At 72.5% G+C, this 18,739-nt stretch carries 19 protein-coding genes; 11 read left to right on the top strand and 8 right to left on the bottom strand.

What is annotated here, in order from left to right; genetic code table 11:
• Positions 1 to 452 precede the first annotated feature (452 nt).
• The 5 genes from ACFWJX_RS31395 to ACFWJX_RS31375 all read left to right on the top strand — a co-directional run bounded on the left by ACFWJX_RS31395 (position 453) and on the right by ACFWJX_RS31375 (position 5,162).
• Entirely contained in the window at positions 453 to 1,283 is an 831-nt protein-coding gene (locus ACFWJX_RS31395; RefSeq protein ID WP_383249705.1) for a glycosyltransferase family 2 protein, read from the top strand.
• A gap of 47 nt (positions 1,284 to 1,330) precedes the next feature.
• Positions 1,331 to 2,335 carry a glycosyltransferase family 2 protein gene (locus ACFWJX_RS31390; protein ID WP_383249784.1) on the top strand — a complete coding sequence of 335 codons (1,005 nt, stop codon included), beginning with the start codon at positions 1,331 to 1,333 and terminating at the stop codon, positions 2,333 to 2,335.
• Positions 2,332 to 3,132, top strand: a complete 801-nt coding sequence (locus ACFWJX_RS31385) for a polysaccharide deacetylase family protein (protein WP_383249704.1) — start codon at positions 2,332 to 2,334, stop codon at positions 3,130 to 3,132. The genes ACFWJX_RS31390 and ACFWJX_RS31385 overlap by 4 nt, the downstream gene beginning before the upstream one ends.
• Positions 3,133 to 3,284: 152 nt before the next feature.
• Complete coding sequence (locus tag ACFWJX_RS31380) at positions 3,285 to 4,379, top strand: DUF5925 domain-containing protein (RefSeq protein WP_383249703.1); 1,095 nt, start codon at positions 3,285 to 3,287, stop codon at positions 4,377 to 4,379.
• A 15-nt stretch (positions 4,380 to 4,394) separates the two neighbouring features.
• On the top strand, positions 4,395 to 5,162 hold the full coding sequence (locus ACFWJX_RS31375; protein ID WP_383249702.1) for a DUF72 domain-containing protein: 768 nt from the start codon (positions 4,395 to 4,397) through the stop codon (positions 5,160 to 5,162).
• A gap of 174 nt (positions 5,163 to 5,336) precedes the next feature.
• Here the strand turns inward: ACFWJX_RS31375 and ACFWJX_RS31370 are convergent, their stop codons facing one another.
• Complete coding sequence (locus ACFWJX_RS31370; protein ID WP_383249701.1) at positions 5,337 to 5,702, bottom strand: GntR family transcriptional regulator; 366 nt, start codon at positions 5,700 to 5,702, stop codon at positions 5,337 to 5,339.
• 70 nt (positions 5,703 to 5,772) lie between these two features.
• Here ACFWJX_RS31370 and ACFWJX_RS31365 point away from each other — a divergent pair, with 70 nt between their 5' ends.
• Positions 5,773 to 6,702: a GNAT family N-acetyltransferase gene (locus ACFWJX_RS31365; RefSeq protein WP_383249700.1), complete on the top strand. Its 930-nt coding sequence runs from the start codon at positions 5,773 to 5,775 to the stop codon at positions 6,700 to 6,702.
• Positions 6,683 to 7,183: a DUF402 domain-containing protein gene (locus ACFWJX_RS31360; RefSeq protein ID WP_383249699.1), complete on the top strand. Its 501-nt coding sequence runs from the start codon at positions 6,683 to 6,685 to the stop codon at positions 7,181 to 7,183. Before ACFWJX_RS31365 ends, ACFWJX_RS31360 begins: the two co-directional genes overlap by 20 nt.
• On the opposite strand, the gene ACFWJX_RS31355 is transcribed toward ACFWJX_RS31360, so the two are convergent.
• Positions 7,180 to 7,800: a class I SAM-dependent methyltransferase gene (locus tag ACFWJX_RS31355; RefSeq protein WP_383249698.1), complete on the bottom strand. Its 621-nt coding sequence runs from the start codon at positions 7,798 to 7,800 to the stop codon at positions 7,180 to 7,182. The two genes, ACFWJX_RS31360 and ACFWJX_RS31355, sit on opposite strands and share 4 nt — an antisense overlap.
• A gap of 140 nt (positions 7,801 to 7,940) precedes the next feature.
• Between ACFWJX_RS31355 and ACFWJX_RS31350 the strand changes: the two genes are divergently transcribed.
• A complete protein-coding gene (locus ACFWJX_RS31350; RefSeq protein WP_086772750.1) occupies positions 7,941 to 8,075 on the top strand; it encodes a hypothetical protein in 135 nt (44 codons plus the stop codon).
• A 19-nt stretch (positions 8,076 to 8,094) separates the two neighbouring features.
• Here the strand turns inward: ACFWJX_RS31350 and ACFWJX_RS31345 are convergent, their stop codons facing one another.
• Positions 8,095 to 8,574: a GNAT family N-acetyltransferase gene (locus ACFWJX_RS31345; protein ID WP_383249697.1), complete on the bottom strand. Its 480-nt coding sequence runs from the start codon at positions 8,572 to 8,574 to the stop codon at positions 8,095 to 8,097.
• A gap of 141 nt (positions 8,575 to 8,715) precedes the next feature.
• Here ACFWJX_RS31345 and ACFWJX_RS31340 point away from each other — a divergent pair, with 141 nt between their 5' ends.
• Positions 8,716 to 9,756 carry a lytic polysaccharide monooxygenase gene (locus ACFWJX_RS31340; protein WP_383249696.1) on the top strand — a complete coding sequence of 347 codons (1,041 nt, stop codon included), beginning with the start codon at positions 8,716 to 8,718 and terminating at the stop codon, positions 9,754 to 9,756.
• A 64-nt stretch (positions 9,757 to 9,820) separates the two neighbouring features.
• On the opposite strand, the gene ACFWJX_RS31335 is transcribed toward ACFWJX_RS31340, so the two are convergent.
• Positions 9,821 to 10,723 carry an esterase/lipase family protein gene (locus ACFWJX_RS31335; RefSeq protein ID WP_383249695.1) on the bottom strand — a complete coding sequence of 301 codons (903 nt, stop codon included), beginning with the start codon at positions 10,721 to 10,723 and terminating at the stop codon, positions 9,821 to 9,823.
• A 172-nt stretch (positions 10,724 to 10,895) separates the two neighbouring features.
• Positions 10,896 to 11,339 carry a MarR family winged helix-turn-helix transcriptional regulator gene (locus tag ACFWJX_RS31330; protein WP_383249694.1) on the bottom strand — a complete coding sequence of 148 codons (444 nt, stop codon included), beginning with the start codon at positions 11,337 to 11,339 and terminating at the stop codon, positions 10,896 to 10,898.
• 103 nt (positions 11,340 to 11,442) lie between these two features.
• On the opposite strand from ACFWJX_RS31330, the gene ACFWJX_RS31325 reads away from it, so the two are divergent.
• Positions 11,443 to 11,817: a cupin domain-containing protein gene (locus ACFWJX_RS31325; RefSeq protein ID WP_383249693.1), complete on the top strand. Its 375-nt coding sequence runs from the start codon at positions 11,443 to 11,445 to the stop codon at positions 11,815 to 11,817.
• Here ACFWJX_RS31325 and ACFWJX_RS31320 read toward each other — a convergent pair.
• The 3 genes from ACFWJX_RS31320 to ACFWJX_RS31310 form a co-directional block, all read right to left on the bottom strand.
• Positions 11,795 to 12,934 carry an NADAR family protein gene (locus tag ACFWJX_RS31320; protein ID WP_383249692.1) on the bottom strand — a complete coding sequence of 380 codons (1,140 nt, stop codon included), beginning with the start codon at positions 12,932 to 12,934 and terminating at the stop codon, positions 11,795 to 11,797. The two genes, ACFWJX_RS31325 and ACFWJX_RS31320, sit on opposite strands and share 23 nt — an antisense overlap.
• 74 nt (positions 12,935 to 13,008) lie before the next feature.
• Positions 13,009 to 13,977, bottom strand: a complete 969-nt coding sequence (locus ACFWJX_RS31315; protein ID WP_383249691.1) for a hypothetical protein — start codon at positions 13,975 to 13,977, stop codon at positions 13,009 to 13,011.
• Positions 13,974 to 17,441, bottom strand: a complete 3,468-nt coding sequence (locus ACFWJX_RS31310) for a DNA polymerase III subunit alpha (protein WP_383249690.1) — start codon at positions 17,439 to 17,441, stop codon at positions 13,974 to 13,976. Before ACFWJX_RS31310 ends, ACFWJX_RS31315 begins: the two co-directional genes overlap by 4 nt.
• A gap of 189 nt (positions 17,442 to 17,630) precedes the next feature.
• Here ACFWJX_RS31310 and ACFWJX_RS31305 point away from each other — a divergent pair, with 189 nt between their 5' ends.
• Entirely contained in the window at positions 17,631 to 18,662 is a 1,032-nt protein-coding gene (locus ACFWJX_RS31305) for a DUF3533 domain-containing protein (RefSeq protein WP_383249689.1), read from the top strand.
• The last annotated feature ends 77 nt before the right edge of the window (positions 18,663 to 18,739 follow it).

Raw genomic sequence — 18,739 nt, 5'->3', positions numbered from 1 at the left:
CGTCTCGACCACGGGACGACCCGTTCTGTAACGGTCAAACGAACAAAAAAGGTGAGGCCTCGTTCCAGGTCTTGCCATACAGGCGTATTCGTCAATACCGTCAGACATCTCACCCGCATCGGACCGTCGGTAAGCGGCTCTAGGGGAGGGCTCAAGGACCGCGACGGAATCCGGCGCGGGGCGCGGTAGGGGGGTGCCGTGCCCGGTGGCCGTACATGGCCGACCGGGTCGTGCCGCGCAGTCGGCTGCCGTCTTTTCCGGTGACCGGCCAGCTTTGCCAGCTCACCCGGCGTGCGCGGAGAGATCTTCCGCCGTGCCGAGTCGCAGGGTCTACGGAGAGGTCTTCCGTCATGCCGTGCGGCCGGGGTGACAAAACAACCCCCCTTTCGAACCGGACTTACATCCGGGCCGCCCGGGGGTGGGCGGTCCACCGGACGAGAGGGACCAGACTCATGAGTTCCGTTCTTCAACCGGCGACATCGGGCCAGGATCGTCAGGCTCCGTCGACCGCCGGAAAGTACCGGCCCATCTCCTCTCACCTGGCCATCACGCCACCGGTGAGCGTCGTGATCCCGGCGATGAACGAGGCCGAGAACCTGCCGTACGTCTTCAAGACCCTGCCGGACTGGATCCACGAAGTGGTGCTGGTCGACGGCAACTCCACCGACGACACCATCGCGGTCGCGCGTGAACTGTGGCCCGGCGTCAAGGTCGTCGGACAGCAGGGCCGGGGCAAGGGCGACGCCCTGATCACCGGCTTCGAGGCGTGCAGCGGCGACATCATCGTGATGGTCGACGCGGACGGCTCGGCCGACGGCAACGAGATCGTGTCGTACGTCTCCGCCCTCGTCTCGGGCGCGGACTTCGCCAAGGGCTCCCGCTTCGCCAACGGCGGCGGCACCGACGACATGACGTTCATCCGCTGGCTGGGCAACCGCGTCCTGTGCGCCATCGTCAACCGCAAGTTCGGAGCCCGCTACACCGACCTGTGCTACGGCTACAACGCGTTCTGGCGGCACTGCCTGGACAAGATCGAGCTGGACTGCACCGGCTTCGAGGTCGAGACCCTGATGAACATCCGGGTCGTCAAGGCCGGGCTGAAGGTGCAGGAGATCCCCAGCCACGAGTACCTGCGCATCCACGGCGTCAGCAATCTGCGCGCCGTGCGCGACGGGCTGCGGGTGCTGCGGGTGATCCTCAGCGAACGGTCCAACCGGCGGGCGCTGCGGCGCGACGGCCGCCGCTCGCGGATGCTCCACTCGGTCCGGGGAGAGGTGTCTTGAGCACGAGCGACGCCTCGGCCGGTCCTTCCGCCGGTATCGCCGCCGGTATCGCCGTCCGCGTCTCCGTCGTCGTCTGCGTCTACACCGAGGACCGCTGGGAGGACATCCTCGCGGCGGTCTCCTCGGTGCGCGCGCAGAGCCGGCCGGCCCTGGAGACCCTGCTGGTCGTCGACCACAACCCGGTGCTCCTGGACCGGCTGACCAGGGAGTACAAGGAGGTCCCCGGGGTGCGGGTGCTGCCGAACGCGGGCCCGCGCGGTCTGTCGGCCGGCCGCAACACCGGCATCGCGGCCTCCCGCGGCGAGGTCGTCGCCTTCCTCGACGACGACGCGGTCGCCGAACGCGACTGGCTGAGCCGGTTCGCCGCCGCCTACGACGACCCTCGGGTGATGGCCGTGGGCGGCCGGACCGAGCCGGTGTGGGCGTCGGGGCGGCGGCCCGACTGGTTCCCCGACGAGTTCGACTGGGTGGTGGGCTGCTCCTACCGGGGCCTGCCGCCCGGCCTGGTCCGGGTGCGCAACATCCTCGGCGGCAACGCCTCGTTCCGGCGGACGGCGTTCGACCTCGCGGGCGGCTTCGCCACCGGCATCGGCCGCGACGGCGACAAACGGCCGCTGGGCGGCGAGGAGACCGAGTTGTGCATCCGGCTCAGCCGCGCCAGACCCGACGCGATCCTGCTCGTCGACGACCGCGCGGTGATCCACCACAAGGTGCCCGAGGCGCGCGAGCGGTTCGCGTACTTCCGCACCCGCACCTACGCCGAGGGACTGTCCAAGGCGCTCGTCGCCCGCAGTGTCGGCGCCGGCAAGGGTCTGGAGTCCGAACGCCGGTACGCCACACGCGTGTTGCCGGCCGGGGTGGCCCGAGGGCTGCGCGACCAGGTGCTGGCCCGCCGCGGCGGAGCCCGGCGGGCGGGCGCCATCGTCGCCGGGGTGCTCACGGCCGCCGGCGGCTATGTGGTGGGCAGCGTGCGGGCGCGGCGCGAGGGGACGACGTTCTCGGTCGTACGGATCGACGCGCCCGCGGGGGCGGACCGGGAGGCCGCCGCATGACGGAGGCGCGGATCCCGATCCTGATGTACCACGCGGTCGCGGCCGACCCGAACGACGCGACCCGTGCCCTCTCGGTCTCCCCGGAGGCGTTCGCCGAGCAGATGGCGCTGATCGCCGACCGGGGCCACACCCCGCTCACCACCGCGGACCTCGCGGCCCGCTGGCGCGCCGGCCGGCCGCTGCCCGCCCTGCCCGTCCTGATCACCTTCGACGACGGCTACGAGGGCGTGCACCGCCACGCCCTGCCCGCCCTGGCCGAGCACGGCTTCCCGGCCACCCTGTTCGTGTCCACCGGCTGGCTCCGGGGCGCGTACGACACCGGCGGCGGCCTCGACACCATGCTCGACTGGCGGCAGGTGCGCGAACTGGCCGACGCGGGCGTCGAGATCGGCGGCCACAGCCACACCCACCCGCAGCTCGACCAGCTCGGCGACAGCGCGCTGCGCGCCGAGCTGACCCGCTGCCGGGACATCGTCGCCGACGAACTGGGCGCCCTGCCCGTGTCGTTCGCCTACCCGTACGGATACTCCAGCAGACGGGTGCGCACCGCCGTACGGGAGAACGGGTTCGCCCAGGCGCTGGCCGTCGGCAACGCGCTGGCCCGGCGCGCGCAGGGGCCGTACGCCCTGCGGCGGGTGACCGTGCGGCGCGGGACCGGCGCCGAGGAGTTCGAGCGGCTGCTCGACGGCCGCGCGGTAGCCCGTACCTTCGCCCGCGACCGCGCCCTCACCAAGGGATACGCGATGGTCCGCAGGACCCGGCAGATCCACCGCAGGGCGGTCGGGGCCCTGGTCTGAACCGGAGGGCGCTGCCGGGGGGGGCGCGGGCGGGGCGAGTGGGCCCCGGCCGCGTCCCCCGGCGCACCGCGCCCGCCGGACAGATCCGACACACCGGCGCGCAGTGCGGAAACCGGGTGCAGACGGGCCGCCGGTGCCGGATCATGGCGGGCATGTCCGCGCACCCACACGACGCCCTGCCGATGCGGCTCAACGTCGACGACTCCGACTCCCCGTCCGACGTCGTCGACGCGCTGTTCCTCGGCCGCTTCGCGACGGGCGAGCAACCGTACTCCCACGCGGTGAACATCGACCGCGTGCGCTCCGGCGCCACCCTCGTCCCGCCCCACGCGCGCGTGCTGCGCGTCGCCCGCGACGACGACCGCAGCGCCACCCTCGCCGAGGGCGACGGCTGGACGCTGCTGGTCTCCCGCTGGAACCGCGGCGCGGACGTCACCGTCACCGCGACCACCGCCGAACTCGCCGCGAAGGTCCTCGACGAGGCGACCGACGGCGCGGCGGACGAGCCCGAACCCCAGCCGGAGAACGTGACCATGGGCTTCTGGTACGTCTCCCCGCGGCGCGGCCCGCACCGCACCACCCGTCAGATCTCCGCGGGCACCTGGGACGAGATCCGCCCCAACTACACGGCCCCCGTCGCCGAGGCGATGGACCACCTGATGGGGACGACCCCCGACAACATCGCCGGCCGGCTGCTCCTGCTGCACGGCCCGCCCGGCACCGGCAAGACCTCCGCGCTGCGCACGCTGGCCCGCTCCTGGCGGGACTGGTGCCAGGTCGACTGCGTCCTGGACCCCGAGCGCCTGTTCTCCGACGTCGGCTATCTGATGGACATCGCGATCGGCGAGGAGGACGGCCCCGGCAAGGGCCGCTGGCGACTGCTCCTCCTGGAGGACTGCGACGAGCTGATCCGCGGCGAGGCCAAGCACACCGCCGGCCAGGCCCTCTCCCGGCTGCTCAACCTCACCGACGGCCTGCTCGGCCAGGGGCGCAACGTGCTGGTCGGGGTGACCACCAACGAGGACCTGGAGCGGCTGCACCCCGCGGTCGTGCGGCCCGGCCGCTGCCTGGCCCGGATCGAGGTCGGCCCGCTGACCCGCCGGGAATCGGTGGACTGGCTCGGCACCGAGGAGGGCGTCGGCCGCGAGGGCGCGACCCTGGCCGAGCTGTACGCATTGCGCCGGGGCACTTCCCCCACCTCGCTGCCGGAGCCCCGCGGCGGAGTCGACGCGGGGCTCTACCTGTAGTGCTTTGATGGATGCATGACCCTGTTCGTCGGCACGTCGGGCTGGCAGTACAAGGACTGGAAGGGCCTCCTGTACCCGGCCGACGTGCCCGTGCGGCGGTGGCTGGAGGAGTACACGGCGCACTTCGCCACCGTCGAGATCAACAACGCGTTCTACCGGCTGCCCTCACGGGAGACCTTCGCGTCCTGGGCCGAGCGGGTCCCGCCGGACTTCGTCGTCACGGTCAAGGCGAGCCGTTACCTCACCCACATCAAAAGGCTCCGGGAGCCCGAGGAGCCGGTGCAGCGCCTGATGAGCCACGCGGCCGGGCTCGGTGACCGTCTCGGACCGGTCCTGCTCCAGCTGCCGCCGACCCTGCGCGCCGACCCGGACCTGCTGGACACCTGCCTCGCCCGCTTCCCGTCCGGCACCCGGGTCGCCGTCGAACCCCGCCACGACTCCTGGTGGACCCCGCGGGTCCGTGCGGTCCTGGAGCGCCGGGGCGCCGCCCTGTGCTGGGCCGACGCCCACTCCCGCCCGGTGACCCCGCTGTGGCGGACCGCCGACTGGGGCTACGTCCGCTTCCACCAGGGCCGCGCCCAGCCCTGGCCGCACTACGGCCGACGCGCGCTGGAGACCTGGATCGACCGCATCGCCACGACCTGGCCGACCGACGCCGACGTGTACGCCTACTTCAACAACGACCCGGGCGGCGCGGCGGTGGAGAACGCGGTCCTGTTCGGAAAACTCGCGGAGCGGGCGGGGCTGAGGCCTACGCGGGCGGTCGCGGTGGGGGCGGGGTGAGCGGCTGAGGGACTGGACGGCTGGGCGGCTGGGCGGCTGAGGGACTGGACGGCTGGGCGGCTGGGCGGCTGGGCGGCTGGGCGGCTGGGCGGCTGGGCGGCTGGGCGGCTGGGCGGCTGGGCGGCTGGGCGGCTGGAAGCAACGTGCCGCCGGGCGGGGCCGTGGCGCGGCGGTTCAGCCGTTGGCCGCCCGTAGGGCGTCCTGGACCGCCGCCAGGGCCTGTTCCTCGTCCAGGCCCAGCCGCCGGGCGCGCTCCGCGTAGGCCTGCGCTGCGGCGGCGAGTTCGCGTTCCGCCGCCGAGCCCGAGGCGGCGACGAACGTGCCGTTGCGCCCGCGGGTCTCGATCACGCCGTCCGTCTCCAGCGCCCGGTAGGCCTTGGCGACCGTGTTCGCCGCGAGGCCCAGCGACTCGGCCAGGCCCCGCACGGTGGGCAGCCGGTAGCCCACGGGCAGCGCCCCCGTCCGGACCTGTGCGGCGATCTGCGCCCTCAGCTGCTCGTACGGCGCGACGCCCTCAACGATGTCGATCTTCAAGGTCACCGCCCGATTGTCCCGCACCCACCGGAAAATGGGAGGCATCCCGGCAGGCCGGACGCATAACGTGCGCCACATGACCGTCATCGTGCGCGATCTGCGCCCCGAGGTGCCGTCGGACGTCGAAGGCTTCGTCCGGGTACGGCGGGCCGCCCTGCCCTTCATGGTGTTCACCCCGGAGTCCGTGGTCCACGACCTCACCCGCACCCACCCCGACGCCCGTTTCCGGCAGCTCCTCGCCGAGGCGGACGGTGAGATCGTCGGCACGGCCCAGGTCGGCCTCGCCCATGACAGCCCCGAGCCCGGCCAGGGCTTCGTCAACGTGTACGTGCACCCCGGGCGCCTGTGCCAGGGAACCGGATCGCTGCTGGCCCGCGTGGGCGAGGAGCACCTGGCCGCGCACGGGGCGACGCGGGTGTTGGCCTGGGTCCTGGACGAGCCGGACAACCGCGGCTTCGCCGAACGGCGCGGCTACCGGGCGAGCCGCTCCGCGCACTTCCTCCGCCTGGACCTGGCGAACGGCACGCTGCCGCCGCTCCAGGACCCCCCGCCCGGCGTCGAACTGCGCACCGCCGCCGACTTCGCCGACGACCCCCGTCCGTTGTTCGCGCTGGACGCGGAGGCGACCGCGGACGAACCCAGCGACGTCGAAGCCGAGTTCACCGACTACGAGGCCTGGCTGGAGGAGACCTGGCGGCATCCACTGCTCGACCTCGGTCTGACCACGGTCGCCGTCGTCGACGGCCGTCCCGCCGCGTTCACCGCGGCCCGCACGGACGGCGCGACCCGCTACACCACCGGCATGACCGGCACGGCCCGCGCCCACCGCGGCCAGGGCCTGGCCAAGCTCGCCAAGAACGCCTCGCTGCACCGTGCCCGTGCCGCGGGGTACCGGGAGGCGTTCACCGGCAACGACACGGGCAACGGCCCGATGCTCGCCGTCAACAAGTGGTTCGGTTACGAGATCTGTGCGACAGAGGTGCGCTATGCCCGTGAACTCGGCTGACCCCGCCCGGCTCGTGGACGTCGTCCTCGTCAAGGGCGGCCGGACGAAGATCCGCTACCCCGCCGAGCTGCTCGCCGACGACGGCACCAGGATCGCCGTCCGGGCCCCCTGGGCGGGGGCGGGCGTACGGGACTTCGGCTTCGTGCGGTTCGAGCCCGGTGACGTCTTCACGGAGTACTACTGGCGCGACCGCTGGTACTCCGTGAAGGAGGTCCGGGGCGCGTCCGGCGCGCTGAAGGGCTGGTACTGCGACATCACCCGCCCGGCGAGGCTCACCGGCACCGAGCTGGTCGTCGAGGATCTCGACCTGGACCTGTGGCGCTCCGCCGACGGCGGCGACGTACGGCGGCTGGACGAGGACGAGTTCGCGGAGAGCGGGCTGGCCGAGCGGGACCCGGAGGCGGCGGCCGCAGCGGTGGCGGCGCTCGACGAGCTGGAGGCACTGGCCCGCGGCGACCGCTTCGAGGAGCTGGCCGGCTAGGCCGGCACGGTCGCCACCACCGCGTACCGCTCGTCCTCCACCGCTCTCCCCCACAGCCTCGGGTCGTCCGACAGCCGCTCCACGCGCGTGTGCCCGGCGAGCGGGGTCAGCAGGGCGGTGAGCCGGTCCGCCGGTATGCCGACGGGGCTGACGGTGCCCCACACACCCTCGACCAGCACGAGTCGGCCTCCGGGGCGCAGCAGGTCGCGCCAGTGCCGCAGGGCGCGGCCGGGGTCGGGCAGGGTCCACAGCACATGCCGTACGAGCACGGTGTCGAAGCGCTCCTCCCCCACCGGGGGTGCCGTCGCGTCACCGACGAGGAACACCGCGTCTCGTCCGGCGAGTTTGGTGCGGGCCCGGTCGATCATCGCCGGGGAGAGGTCGACGCCGGTGACGCGGTGTCCGCGCTCGGCGGCGAGGAGCGACAGGCTGCCGGTGCCGCAGCCCAGGTCGAGCAGGTCGCAGGCCCGGTCCGGAAGCCAGTCGCGCAGCCGGTCCGCCCAGGCGGCGCGCACGTCGGGGTCGCGCAGCCCGTGGTCCGGTTCCTCGTCGAAGGCGGTGGCCTGCGCGTCCCAGTCGACACGCTCCGGAGTTGTCCCGTCACGATGGTTTGTCATACCCGCAAGAGTGACACTTACCACTGACAACCGAATCGTGACAGCCGCCACTGACAGAACAGGTGGCGATGAGGAACTCTCCCTGAACGGGTCTACCTCCGTGAGAACGCGGAACTCGGTGGACCCTCAAGGAGGCAGCCATGCGCCGTACGACCGTGCAGAAGCCCCTGAAGAAGACGGAATCCCGCAGGATCCGTGAAGAGACCGACGAGCGTCCCGCCGGACGTCCCGAGGTGCGCAAGGACATCGCACGCACCTGGTGGCCGGACGGGTGAGGCGCGCCCGCGGCCCGTGTCAGTCGAGCCGTTTGCGGTAGTGGATGCGGTCATAGGGTCCGTCGACCCGGCGTTCCACGACCTCGTAGCCGTACTTGGGGTAGATCCGCTGGTTCTCCCACATCAGCGCGTTCGTGTAGAGCCTGACCTCGGGCAGGCCGAGCGCACGCGCGCGTGCGTCGACGAAGTGCAGCAACCGCCGCCCCACGCCCGCACCATGGGCGTCGGGGTGCACGGCGATGCTGTCCAGGAGCAGATGGCCCCGGCCGGTGGCCTTGTCCGCCCCCGGGTCCCTGAACTCCTCGACCACCACCAGGCCGATGACGGGATCGCCCGTGACGAACACCTTCCCGGCGGTCACGTTCGCCGCGTGGTCCGCCTCCATGGGCTGCGGCACGACGCCGATGCGCTCGATGTAGTGCCGGTACGCCGCGTCGGTCACGCTTTTCACGGCCGGTACGTCGGCCTGTGCCGCGGGCCGGATCTCGTCGCTGGTCATGCCGTGCACGCTATCTACCTGATCCCCGTCTCAGCAGCTCCTTAAGGGGACCCTAAAGATCGCCGACGGCGGCCCCCGGCAGGCGTTTTCAGGGTTTCTTGGTTCCGGCACACATCAGCACCGGTTCCGAGGAGATCTCCCATGCCCGCACGCCGCAAGGCCGCCGTCGCCGCCCTGGGCCTGGCCCCGCTGGCCCTGACCGCGCTGTCCGCGAGCCCCGCGGCCGCGCACGGCTCGATGGGCGACCCGGTCAGCCGCGTCGCGCAGTGCTACGCGGAGGGCCCCGAGAGCCCGAAGTCGGACGCCTGCAAGGCCGCGGTCGCGGCGGGCGGGACGCAGGCGCTGTACGACTGGAACGGCATCCGCATCGGCGACGCCGGCGGCCGGCACCAGGAGCTGATCCCGGACGGCAAACTGTGCAGCGCGAACAACGCCGTGTTCAAGGGCCTCGACCTGGCCCGCGCGGACTGGCCGGCGACGAGCGTGCGCGGGGGGTCGTACACCTTCAAGTACCGGGTGACCGCCCCGCACAAGGGCACCTTCAAGGTGTACGTCACCAAGAGCGGTTACGACCCGGCGCAGCCGCTGGCCTGGTCCGACCTGGATCTGGAGCGTCCGGTGGCGACGGCCACCGATCCGGTCGCGGCAGGCGGTTTCTACACGTTCTCAGGGGCGCTGCCCGAGCGCTCGGGGCGGCATGTGCTGTACGCGGTGTGGCAGCGCTCGGACAGCCCGGAGGCGTTCTACTCCTGCTCGGACGTCACCTTCGGCGGAGCGGAAAGCGGTTCGGCAAGCGGTTCCACGGGCGTTTCCACGGCCGGTTCCTCAACCGGTTCCACAAGCGGTTCGACCGGCGGCTCCGCCCCGGCGCCCTCCCTCCCGGCCGCCTCCGCGCCGTCCGAGGAGCAGATCGAGGACGGTGCCGGCAAGTCGACGATCGAGCACCACGGTCACGGCGACGACGACCCCGCCACCACGACGGACCCGACCCCACCGGCCCCTGCCGCCGAGGCCAACGAGCCGAAGGCGGCCGGGGCCGGTGAGAGCCTCGCCGAGACCGGCGGCGACGGCAGCACGCCGTATCTCGCGGCCGGCGGGGCGGCCGTACTGGCGCTGGGCGCGGGCGTGCTGTTCGCGTCGGTGCGGCGGCGCGCGGTGGACGGTGGCCGGGGCGGCCGCTGACCCGACGGACTCCGGGGCCTGACCGGCGGCTCAGGCCGGTCAGGCCCCGGCGGAACCGCCTCCGTCAGCCGAAGACGGAGGCACAGGTGGTGGCGGTGGCGCGGGCCGGGTCGAGCGCGTTGGCCACCTCGTGGAAGGCGATCCGGTCGGTGAGTCCGAGCAGCGCGTGCTCGGAGAGGTCGAGCGGGCAGAGGTCCTGGATGAGGATGTTCCTGACGTTCGCCCCGCTCAGGTACTGCGTCCGGTGCGGTGTCACCACCTCGTCGTAGCGGGTCGCGATGACCGTGTAGCGGACGCCGGGGACGGTGTCGCCGCCCTCGTTCAGCTTCGTCATGAAGTCGGAGCCGACGATCTGCTGGGCGAGTGCGGGGGTGGCGGCGGTGAGGAGGTCCTCGGCGCCGGGGAAGAAGGGCAGCAGGTTGGTGAGCCCGGCGAGGGTGGTGCCGTGGTTGTTGGGGGCGATACCGACGAGGGCGTTCACCTTGGCGGCTCCGCCGAGGAACTTGAGGTAGTAGCGGGGCATCATGCCGCCCTGCGAGTGGCCGACGACGTCGGCCTTGGTGGCGCCGGTCGCGGCGAGCACCTTGTCGACGTAGGCGGACAGTTGTTCCGCCGACTTGTCGATGGGCCCGAGGGCGTGGAAGAAGGGGACTCCGGGCAACTGGCCGTAGTCGAGGGAGAAGACGCAGTACCCGCGGTGCATGAGATAGGGCGCGAGGCCGAGCCAGTTGTCGACGGAGTTGCCGAGGGTGCCGTGGACGAGGACGACGGGGCGGGGATGTGCGGCGGAGGGCTTGCAGCTGTAGTCGTTCCACCCACTCTCGGCTTCGCTCGAGCGGGGGGACCCCCAGCTCGTGGCGGTGGCGGCAGTGGCCGCGTGGGCAGTTGTCGCGGCGGGGACGACCGTGGCCGAGACCGCCAGCAACAGGGCGGAGACCGGTCTGAGCAGGCGTTTCCAGGGCAGCATCGCGTGATCTCCTTGCGGCTCAAGGGAGGTTCGACGGCCTTACGCCTGGTGATCCGGATCACGAGGATGCTGTTCACTCGTCAAGTTACGGGCGAGTAGCTGAAGTGTGAAGTTACGCGTCGGTAAAAACTTCCAGCGGTAGTCGGCGACGACCGGGGCATCCGACGCGCAGTCACCAGGTGGGCCTGAGGGGACCGTAGGGGGCGATTCGCGCCAAACGGTCGCACAACACGCGCACTTCACTCTCCCCGAGGACCTCGGCCCATGCCCGTACGGCGTCGGCGGCCGCCTCTTCCGCGGCGCGGGTGCACTCCCAGCCACGCTCGGTGAGGACGACCAGCCGGGCCCGCGCGTCCACGGGATGCGCCCGCCGTTCGGCGTACCCCTTGCTGACCAGCTCGTCGACGAGCTGACTGGCCGCCTGCTTGGTGACCCCGAGGTGCGTGGCCAGCTCGGTGACGGTCGCCCCGTCCGGGGCGAGCCGCGCGAAGGCGAAGCCGTGGGCGGGCCGCCCCTCGAACCCGCGGGCGTGGACGCCGTCGTTGATGCGCCGCGTGAGGTCGCCGGCGGCGGCGAGCAGGGCGGCGGTCAGGGCGAGGGCTTCGGAGTTCTGCACGCCTGCATTGAAACACCCTTGACGTATTGGTCAAGCTGCTTGACCATATCCACAGTCCAACTAGTCAAGCGCCTTGACCAAAACCGACCCTCAGGAGACATCCATGCCGTTCATCCGCTCCTCCGACGCCGTGACCCACGAGATCCACGGCGCCCGCTTCGTCTCGTACGCCGCTCCCCGTACCGGCAGCAAGGAGCTGGCCGCCTGGCGGGGCGAGGTCCCGCCGGGGACGAAGGCTCCCGCGCACACCGTCAGCCGGGAGGAGATCCTCCACGTCCTCGTCGGCGAGCTGTCCCTCACACTCGACGGCCGCACCGAGCGGGTCGGCGCGGGAGACACCGTGATCGTCAACGCCGGGTCGACCCTGAGCGTCGAGAACCCGACGGATCACACCGCGATCACCTGGGTCACCACCTCCGTCGGCCTGACGGCGGAACTGGCCGACGGAACCGTGATCACTCCCCCGTGGGCGAACTGATCCCGGCGGCGAACAGCTCGGAGCGGACCAGTTCCAGCAGGCGGCCGACCCAGTTGCGGCCCGTGTCGTCGCGGGCGGTCCTCCAGTACGGGGACTCGTCGTAACCGCTGTAGCTGATGCGCGCGTCCCCGGTGCCGAGCAGGATCTCGGCCAGTGCGGGGTGCTGGGTGAACTTGGCGCGCAGCAGACCGGCCATGACGGCGAGACGTACGTCGCTCCAGTCCTCGCGGCGCGGGGCCAGGGCGCCCAGTTCGTGGGCGGCGTCGGCGGTCGGGGCGTCGCGGACGGCGAGGCGGTCGGCCTCCTCGGCGGTGGACAGGGCCCAGTAGCCGTGGTGGACGGAGGGGTAGGTGCCGTCGGCGTGGTGGAGGATGACGGGGAAGTCGTTGCGCAGGGCGGAGAGGCCGGGGTCGGCGGGACGACCGTTGGGGAAGTGGATCTGGTTCAGGATGATGGCCGGGCTTCCCGGCGACGTCGGATCGTCCGCGTGCCGGACGGTCTCCCGCTCCCGCGCTCGGGCGACGGCCTTCTCCCGGTCCCGGAAGTAGTCCAGCGCCTGCCGGTGCATCTCGGCGGTCGCCACCGGACCGTCCCCGTCGACCGGTTCGCCGAGGTCTGTGAACAGGATCCGCAGGGGCCGGTCCTGGCGGTCCATGTCGCCGAGGCAGTAGATGCGCAGATGGGGCGCGATGGCGAGATAGGCGTCGCGGAGGAGGGACCGGTCGGCGTCGGTGGACGTCTCCCTGAAGCGCTCGATCGCGTCCCGGAAGCGGTCACGGACCGTCGGCCGACCCGCCAACTCCTCGATCTTGTCCGCGACTTCGAGGAGGAACCCCTCCTGGGTCAGAGGTGCGGGAGACCGGGACTCCCACTTGTTCTCCGGCTCCTCCCGGGCAGGCGCCGCCGGATTTGTGACGGCGACCAGCCCCCGGTCCAGCATCCGCTCCAGACCGGCCAGGTCGGTGGTCCGCTCGCAGCGCACCGTCCCGTCGGCGTAGACGAGCAGGTCCTCGACGACGTAGGTGTCACGCCACTCGTCCCGGTGCCAGACGTGACACCAGGCCCCGTCGATCCGCTCCCCGTCCACCGTCCGGAACGTCGGGCCTCTCCATGTCATTCGCACACTCTATCGAGCCGGGACGGGTGCACCTCCTTGAGGACGGGCCACCTCGCCCCGCCGCGGAGCCCTCCTCACGCCGCCAGCGCCCCCGGCATCACCGCCCTCGGGCCGAACTTCGCCCGCGCGCGGTCGGCGACCTCCTCGATGCGGCGGGCCTTCTCGTCGACGGGGTCGAAGGTGAGCTGGTGGGAGGCCTGTTCGGCGGGGGTGAGGCCCTCGGCGCGCAGGACGATCGCGCGGACGCGGGCGCGCTGGAGGCCGAGCGCCTCGTACAGGCCGTACGCGGTCCTCGTCAGGTCCGCCGAATGCGCGGTCGGTTCCCCGAGGGTGCGGCTGCGGGTGGTGGACGACCGGTCGGCGTAGCGGACGGTGAGGGTCAGGGAGCGGCAGACCTTCTCCACGGCACGCAGCCGGGAGCCCAGTTCCTCGGCGGCCGACAGCAGTGCCCTGCGGTGCCGGTGGGGGTCCAACTCGTCGCGGTCGAAGGGGCGTTCGGCGGCAAGGGAACGGGCGACCGCGTTGGGGACGACCCGGCCGCGGTCGACGCCGTTCGCCTTCTCGTGGAGTTCGCGGCCCGCCTTCGCGCCGACCAGCCGCTGGAGGGTGGCGAGCGGCGCGGTGGCGACCCTGCCGAGGGTGTCGAGGCCGTACTCGCACAGGGTGCGGGCGGTCGCGGTGCCGACGCCGGGGAGCGCGGCGACGGGTTTCCCGTCGAGGAACTCCCGTACCCCGTCCTCGGTCACGGCGCAGGTCACTCCGGGCCGGGCGTCCCGTAGTGCCATGCGGGCCAGCATCGGACCCGGCCCGGCGCCGATCATGCAGTCGACCCCGTGCAGGGCGAGCGACCGCACCCGGATCACGGACGCCAGCTCGACCGCGCTGCGCCCGAAGTACCGCTCGGCGCCCCGCACGTCGATCAGCGCCCCGTCCGGTGGCAGCGCCTCGACGACGGGGGTGAACTCCTCCAGGAGTCCGAGCAGCCCCGGCAGGACGGCCTCGTGCATCGGAGGCAGCTGGAAACGTACGCAGAGGATGGTCATCCCGCACTCCCCGGACTCTGGTGCCACAACTTCCTTACTGTCGAAGGCCCTTGTGAGGCCTCCTGGCCCGCGGGGCGCAGATCCGCCCACGGGTGCATCTGGTAGCCGGTGGGCAGGTGGATGCGCCGGCCGTGGGTCGGATCGCCGCCCTGCCCGTCCGGGTCTTCCGGTCCCTCCGGGTCTTTCGGTGCGGGCGGCGGTTCCGCGAGCCGTGCCGCGACCTCGTCGAGGCCTCCCTCGGCGCGGAGTTCGACGAGTTCGGCGAGGTTCCAGGCGGCGGCGCCCACCACGCTGAGGCTGCGCGGCCCGCGCCGTTGCACCACTCCGCGCACCAGCAGCAGCCAGGAGTGGAAGACGGTGTGGGCGCAGGCGTCGTGGGAGTCGTCGAAGAAGGCGAGGTCGACCAGCCCGGTGCCGTCGTCCAGGGTGGAGAAGATGACTCGCTTGCCGGAACGGATCGGCGGGGTCTGGGTGGCCGCCTTGGCGCCCGCGACCAGCACCGTCTCGCCGTGCCGTGTCTCGCGCAGCTGTCGCGCCGACACCACGCCCAGCTCGTTCAGGAACTCCCGGTGGTCGTCCATCAGATTGCGCGAGGCGTCCATCGACAGCACCCCCAGCTCGGCGCTGAGCCGCTCCGCCGAGGAGAGGTCGGGCAGCCCGGCCGGGGCGGTCTTCCGGCCTCCCGCCAGGGGGAGTTGGCCACCGCCGCCGCCCCGCGATCCCCGGTGAAGCTCGGTCAGATGCAGTTGCAGGTCACGTCGGTTGGCGCCGAAGGCGTCCAACGCGCCTACTTGGGCCAGCCGTTGGGCGAGCGGACGGCTGGGCCGGGCCCGTTCCCAGAAGTCGAGCAGTGAGGCGTACGGCTGTCCGTCCGCGATCCGCTTCGCCTCGGCCTCGCTGATGCCGTGCACATCGGAGAGGGCGAGCCGCAGCCCCCAGACGCCCGAAGCTGCTGATTCAGACACCAGTTCGATACGGTGGGCGACGCCCGACCGGTTCACGTCCAACGGCAGGATCGGCACCCCGCGCCGCCGCGCGTCCGCCAGCAGCAGCCGCTTCGGGTACATCCCGGGATCGTGCGTGAGCAGCCCGGCGTAGAAGGCGGCCGGGTGGTGCGCCTTCAGCCAGGCCGACTGGTACGTCGGTACGGCGAAGGCGACCGCGTGCGCCTTGCAGAAGCCGTAGGACCCGAAGGCCTCGACGATCTCCCAGGTCCGCCGAATCGTTTCCGCGGCATAGCCGTTCTCCGCCGCCCGCTGCCCGAACCACACCTTGATCCGCCCCTGCGACTCGGGATCGGACAGCCCGCGCCGGATCCGGTCGGCCTCGCCGCGCCCGCAGCCGGTCATGATCGCGACGATGTCGATGATCTGCTCGTGGAAGACGACGACCCCGTACGTCCCCTTCAGCGGCTCCGCCAGATCCGGGTGCGGGTAGCGGACGGGCGCCCGCCCGTGCCGCGCCTCGATGAACGGCCGCACCATGTCGGCGGCGACCGGCCCCGGACGGAACAGCGAGATGTCGACGACCAGGTCGTGGAAGGTGGCCGGCTGGAGCCGCCCGACCAGATCGCGCTGCCCCGGCGACTCGATCTGGAAGCAGCCCAGCGTCTCGGTGGAACGGATGAGCCGGTACGTCGCCGGGTCGCCGGGGGGCACCGCGTCCAGGTCGATCCGCTCCCCCGTCGCGCGCTCCACCTCCGTGACCGCGTGCGCCATCGCCGACTGCATCCGCACCCCGAGCACATCCAGCTTGAGCAGCCCGAGGTCCTCGACGTCGTCCTTGTCGAACTGCGCCATCGGGAACCCCTCGCCACTGGTCGGCATGACCGGCGTACGGGAGAGGAGGGAGGCGTCGGAGAGCAGGACCCCGCAGGGGTGCATGGCGACTCCGCGCGGGAGGGCGTCGAGGGCCTCGACCAGCTCCCACAGCTTTCCGTACTTCTCCCGCTCCGCCGCGAGCGGCTTCAGTTCGGGCAGCTCCGCCAGGGCCGCGCGGGCGTCCCGCGCCCGGATGTGCGGGAAGGACTTGGCGACGCGGTCGATCTCGGCGGGGTCCATGGACAGGGCCGCGCCGACGTCCCGGATCGCGTGCCGGACGCGGTACGTCTCCGGCATCGCGACCGTCGCGACCCGCTCGGTGCCGAACCGGCCGATGATCGCGCGGTAGACCTCCAGCCGGCGCGCGGACTCCACGTCGATGTCGATGTCCGGCAGCACCACCCGTTCCTTGGACAGGAAGCGTTCCATCAGGAGCCCGTGCTCGACCGGGTCGGCGTGGGCGATGCCGAGGAGGTGGTTGACCAGCGAGCCCGCCCCGGAGCCGCGCGCGGCGACCCGGATGCCCATGTCCCGTATGTCGTACGCGACCTGAGCGACCGTCAGGAAGTAGGAGGCGAAGCCGTGGTGGGCGATGATGTCCAGCTCGTGGTGCATCCGCTCCCAGTAGTCGCGCCGCCCGTCGTAGCCGCGCCGGACCATTCCCGCCGTCGCCCGCGAGGCCAGCGTCCGCTGGGCGGTGCGGCGGCCGGCGCCGACGAGGTGCGGTTCGGGGAAGTGGACGGTGCCGATGCCGAGGTCGTCCTCCGGGTCGACCAGGCACTCGGCGGCCGCCGCCCGGGTCTGCTCCAGCAGCCGGGGGGCGGTGTCCCGCCGGAAGCCCGCGGCCTCCACGATCCGTTCGGCGGCGCGCAGCATGGCGTCGGCGTCCTTCAGCCAGGCCTCGCCGGAGTCCAGCTCCTTGGCCGGGTCGATGGGCACCAGACGGCGAGCGGCGTCCAGGACGTCGGCGACCGGGCCCAGGCCGGGGTCGGCGTACCGGACGGCGTTGCTGAGCACCGGGCGGATCCGCTGTTCGGCGGCGAATCCGACGGTACGGGCGGCGAGGCGCAGGGAGCCGGGTCCGGTGCCCGTCCGGCCGTGCCAGACGGCCTCCAGGCGCAGGGCGTCGCCGTAGGTCTCCCGCCAGGGGACGAGGAGCCGGGCCGCGCGGTCCGGCCGGCCGGCGGCGAGGGCGCGGCCGACGTCGGAGGCGGGGCCGAGCAGCACGGTCAGACCGTCGCCGCGGTTGTCCTCCCAGGCCAGCAGGGGGGTGTCCGGGGCGGTGTGGGCGGCGGTGACGAGGCGGCACAGGTCGGCCCAGCCCCGGGCGCCGTCGCGGGCGAGAAAGGTGACACGGGGTGTCGACTCGTCGACGAAGGCGCCTCCGCGGACCGGGGTGCGGCGCCTCTCCTTGCGTACCGGCTCGGGAGCGGCCACCGCCAGGTCCACCCCGAACAGCGGACGTACGCCCGCCTTCGCGCAGGCCTTGGCGAAGCGGACCGTACCGGCGAGGGTGTCGCGGTCGGTGAGGGCGAGGGCGTCCATGCCCCGCTCGGAGGCGCGCTCGGCGAGCCGCTCCGGGTGGGAGGCGCCGTGGCGCAGGGAGAACCCGGAGACGGTGTGCAGATGCGTGAAACCCGGCACACGCACCTCCCGCACTCGTGAGTCCGAACGAGCCCGCCGGGTCCGGGTGCCAGGTCCCGGAAACAGGCTCTCGAACGTTTGTTCCCAACTCGCTCACCCCCACCATAGACCAAATCCCGAACATGTGTACGACATCCGTTCGGCCGCCTCCCACCTGCGCAAACGTCCCCGGCACCGGACGGTGGGGACATGTCACAGGCCGTCGGCGCACCCGACCGTTCCTTCCTCGCGGAGGTGAAGGACGCGGTCACTCCGCGCGCCACCCTGCTGGTCATCGGCGTGCTCGCCCTCCACCTGCTCTTCATCGCCTCCTACGTGGGCGCGCTGCACGACCCGAAGCCCAAGGACGTGCCCTTCGGGGTCGTCGCACCGGGGGCCGTGGCCGAGCGGACGGTCACCCGGCTGGAGCGGCTCCCGGGCGCGCCGCTGGATCCGCGCACGGTGGCCGACCGGGCGACGGCCCGGAAGCAGATCCTGGACCGGAAGATCGACGGCGCGCTGGTCGTCGACCGGACCGGCACCACCGACACCCTCCTGGTCGCCACCGGCGGCGGCCGCGTGCTGGCCACCACCCTGGAGGCGCTCACCGCCCGCGTGGAGAAGTCCGAGGGCCGCACGGTACGCACCGTCGACGTGGTCCCGGCCGCCACCGGCGACGCCAACGGACTGTCGTCCTTCTATGTGACCGTGGGCTGGTGCGTGGGCGGCTACCTCTGCGCGTCGATCATGACGATCAGCGCGGGCGCCGCCCGTTCCACGCCGAGACGTGCGGTGATCCGGCTCATCGCCATGGCCGTCGTCGCGCTCGTCGGCGGACTCGGCGGCGCCCTGATCGTCGGGCCGGTCCTGGGCGCGCTGCCCGGCAGCTTCCCGGCCCTCTGGGGGCTCGGCGCCCTGCTCATCTTCGCCGTCGGCGCGGCCACACTCGCCTGCCAGGCCCTCTTCGGGCTCGCCGGCATCGGCCTGGTCATCCTGATCGTGGTGATCCTGGGCAACCCGAGCGCGGGCGGTGCCCTCCCGCCCCCGCTGCTCCCGCCCTTCTGGAAGGCGATCGGTCCGGCCCTGCCGCCGGGCGCGGGCACCTGGGCCGCACGGTCGATCGCGTACTTCCAGGGCAACGCCGTCACAGCCGCCCTGCTGGTCCTGTCGGCGTGGGCGGTCGCCGGAACCGCGATCACCCTGCTGGCGACGGCACTGCGCACACGGCGGGCCGCCGCCTAGCCCACCTCTCCACGACGCGGAAGTCCCGCCCCTCGCGCGCGGGGCGGGACTCCTCTTGGCCGGGACCGGAGGCCGGG

This window comes from Streptomyces sp. NPDC058335, from assembly GCF_042723915.1.
In the GTDB taxonomy this organism is placed as follows: Bacteria; Actinomycetota; Actinomycetes; order Streptomycetales; family Streptomycetaceae; genus Streptomyces.
The sequence above is the reverse complement of the archived record's forward strand: the minus strand, read 5'-3'. Positions and strand labels throughout refer to the sequence as shown.

What these genes read in the sequence shown, in the direction of transcription:
- ACFWJX_RS31325 (WP_383249693.1), top strand. Translation starts at nt 11,443, where the DNA reads ATGCCGTTCATCCGCTCCTCCGACGCCGTGACCCACGAGATCCACGGC.
- ACFWJX_RS31395 (WP_383249705.1), top strand. Translation starts at nt 453, where the DNA reads ATGAGTTCCGTTCTTCAACCGGCGACATCGGGCCAGGATCGTCAGGCT.
- ACFWJX_RS31305 (WP_383249689.1), top strand. Translation starts at nt 17,631, where the DNA reads ATGTCACAGGCCGTCGGCGCACCCGACCGTTCCTTCCTCGCGGAGGTG.
- ACFWJX_RS31380 (WP_383249703.1), top strand. Translation starts at nt 3,285, where the DNA reads ATGTCCGCGCACCCACACGACGCCCTGCCGATGCGGCTCAACGTCGAC.
- ACFWJX_RS31385 (WP_383249704.1), top strand. Translation starts at nt 2,332, where the DNA reads ATGACGGAGGCGCGGATCCCGATCCTGATGTACCACGCGGTCGCGGCC.
- ACFWJX_RS31340 (WP_383249696.1), top strand. Translation starts at nt 8,716, where the DNA reads ATGCCCGCACGCCGCAAGGCCGCCGTCGCCGCCCTGGGCCTGGCCCCG.
- ACFWJX_RS31335 (WP_383249695.1), bottom strand. Translation starts at nt 10,723, where the DNA reads ATGCTGCCCTGGAAACGCCTGCTCAGACCGGTCTCCGCCCTGTTGCTG.
- ACFWJX_RS31360 (WP_383249699.1), top strand. Translation starts at nt 6,683, where the DNA reads ATGCCCGTGAACTCGGCTGACCCCGCCCGGCTCGTGGACGTCGTCCTC.
- ACFWJX_RS31350 (WP_086772750.1), top strand. Translation starts at nt 7,941, where the DNA reads ATGCGCCGTACGACCGTGCAGAAGCCCCTGAAGAAGACGGAATCCCGC.
- ACFWJX_RS31320 (WP_383249692.1), bottom strand. Translation starts at nt 12,934, where the DNA reads ATGACATGGAGAGGCCCGACGTTCCGGACGGTGGACGGGGAGCGGATC.
- ACFWJX_RS31355 (WP_383249698.1), bottom strand. Translation starts at nt 7,800, where the DNA reads ATGACAAACCATCGTGACGGGACAACTCCGGAGCGTGTCGACTGGGAC.
- ACFWJX_RS31345 (WP_383249697.1), bottom strand. Translation starts at nt 8,574, where the DNA reads ATGACCAGCGACGAGATCCGGCCCGCGGCACAGGCCGACGTACCGGCC.
- ACFWJX_RS31375 (WP_383249702.1), top strand. Translation starts at nt 4,395, where the DNA reads ATGACCCTGTTCGTCGGCACGTCGGGCTGGCAGTACAAGGACTGGAAG.
- ACFWJX_RS31315 (WP_383249691.1), bottom strand. Translation starts at nt 13,977, where the DNA reads ATGACCATCCTCTGCGTACGTTTCCAGCTGCCTCCGATGCACGAGGCC.
- ACFWJX_RS31365 (WP_383249700.1), top strand. Translation starts at nt 5,773, where the DNA reads ATGACCGTCATCGTGCGCGATCTGCGCCCCGAGGTGCCGTCGGACGTC.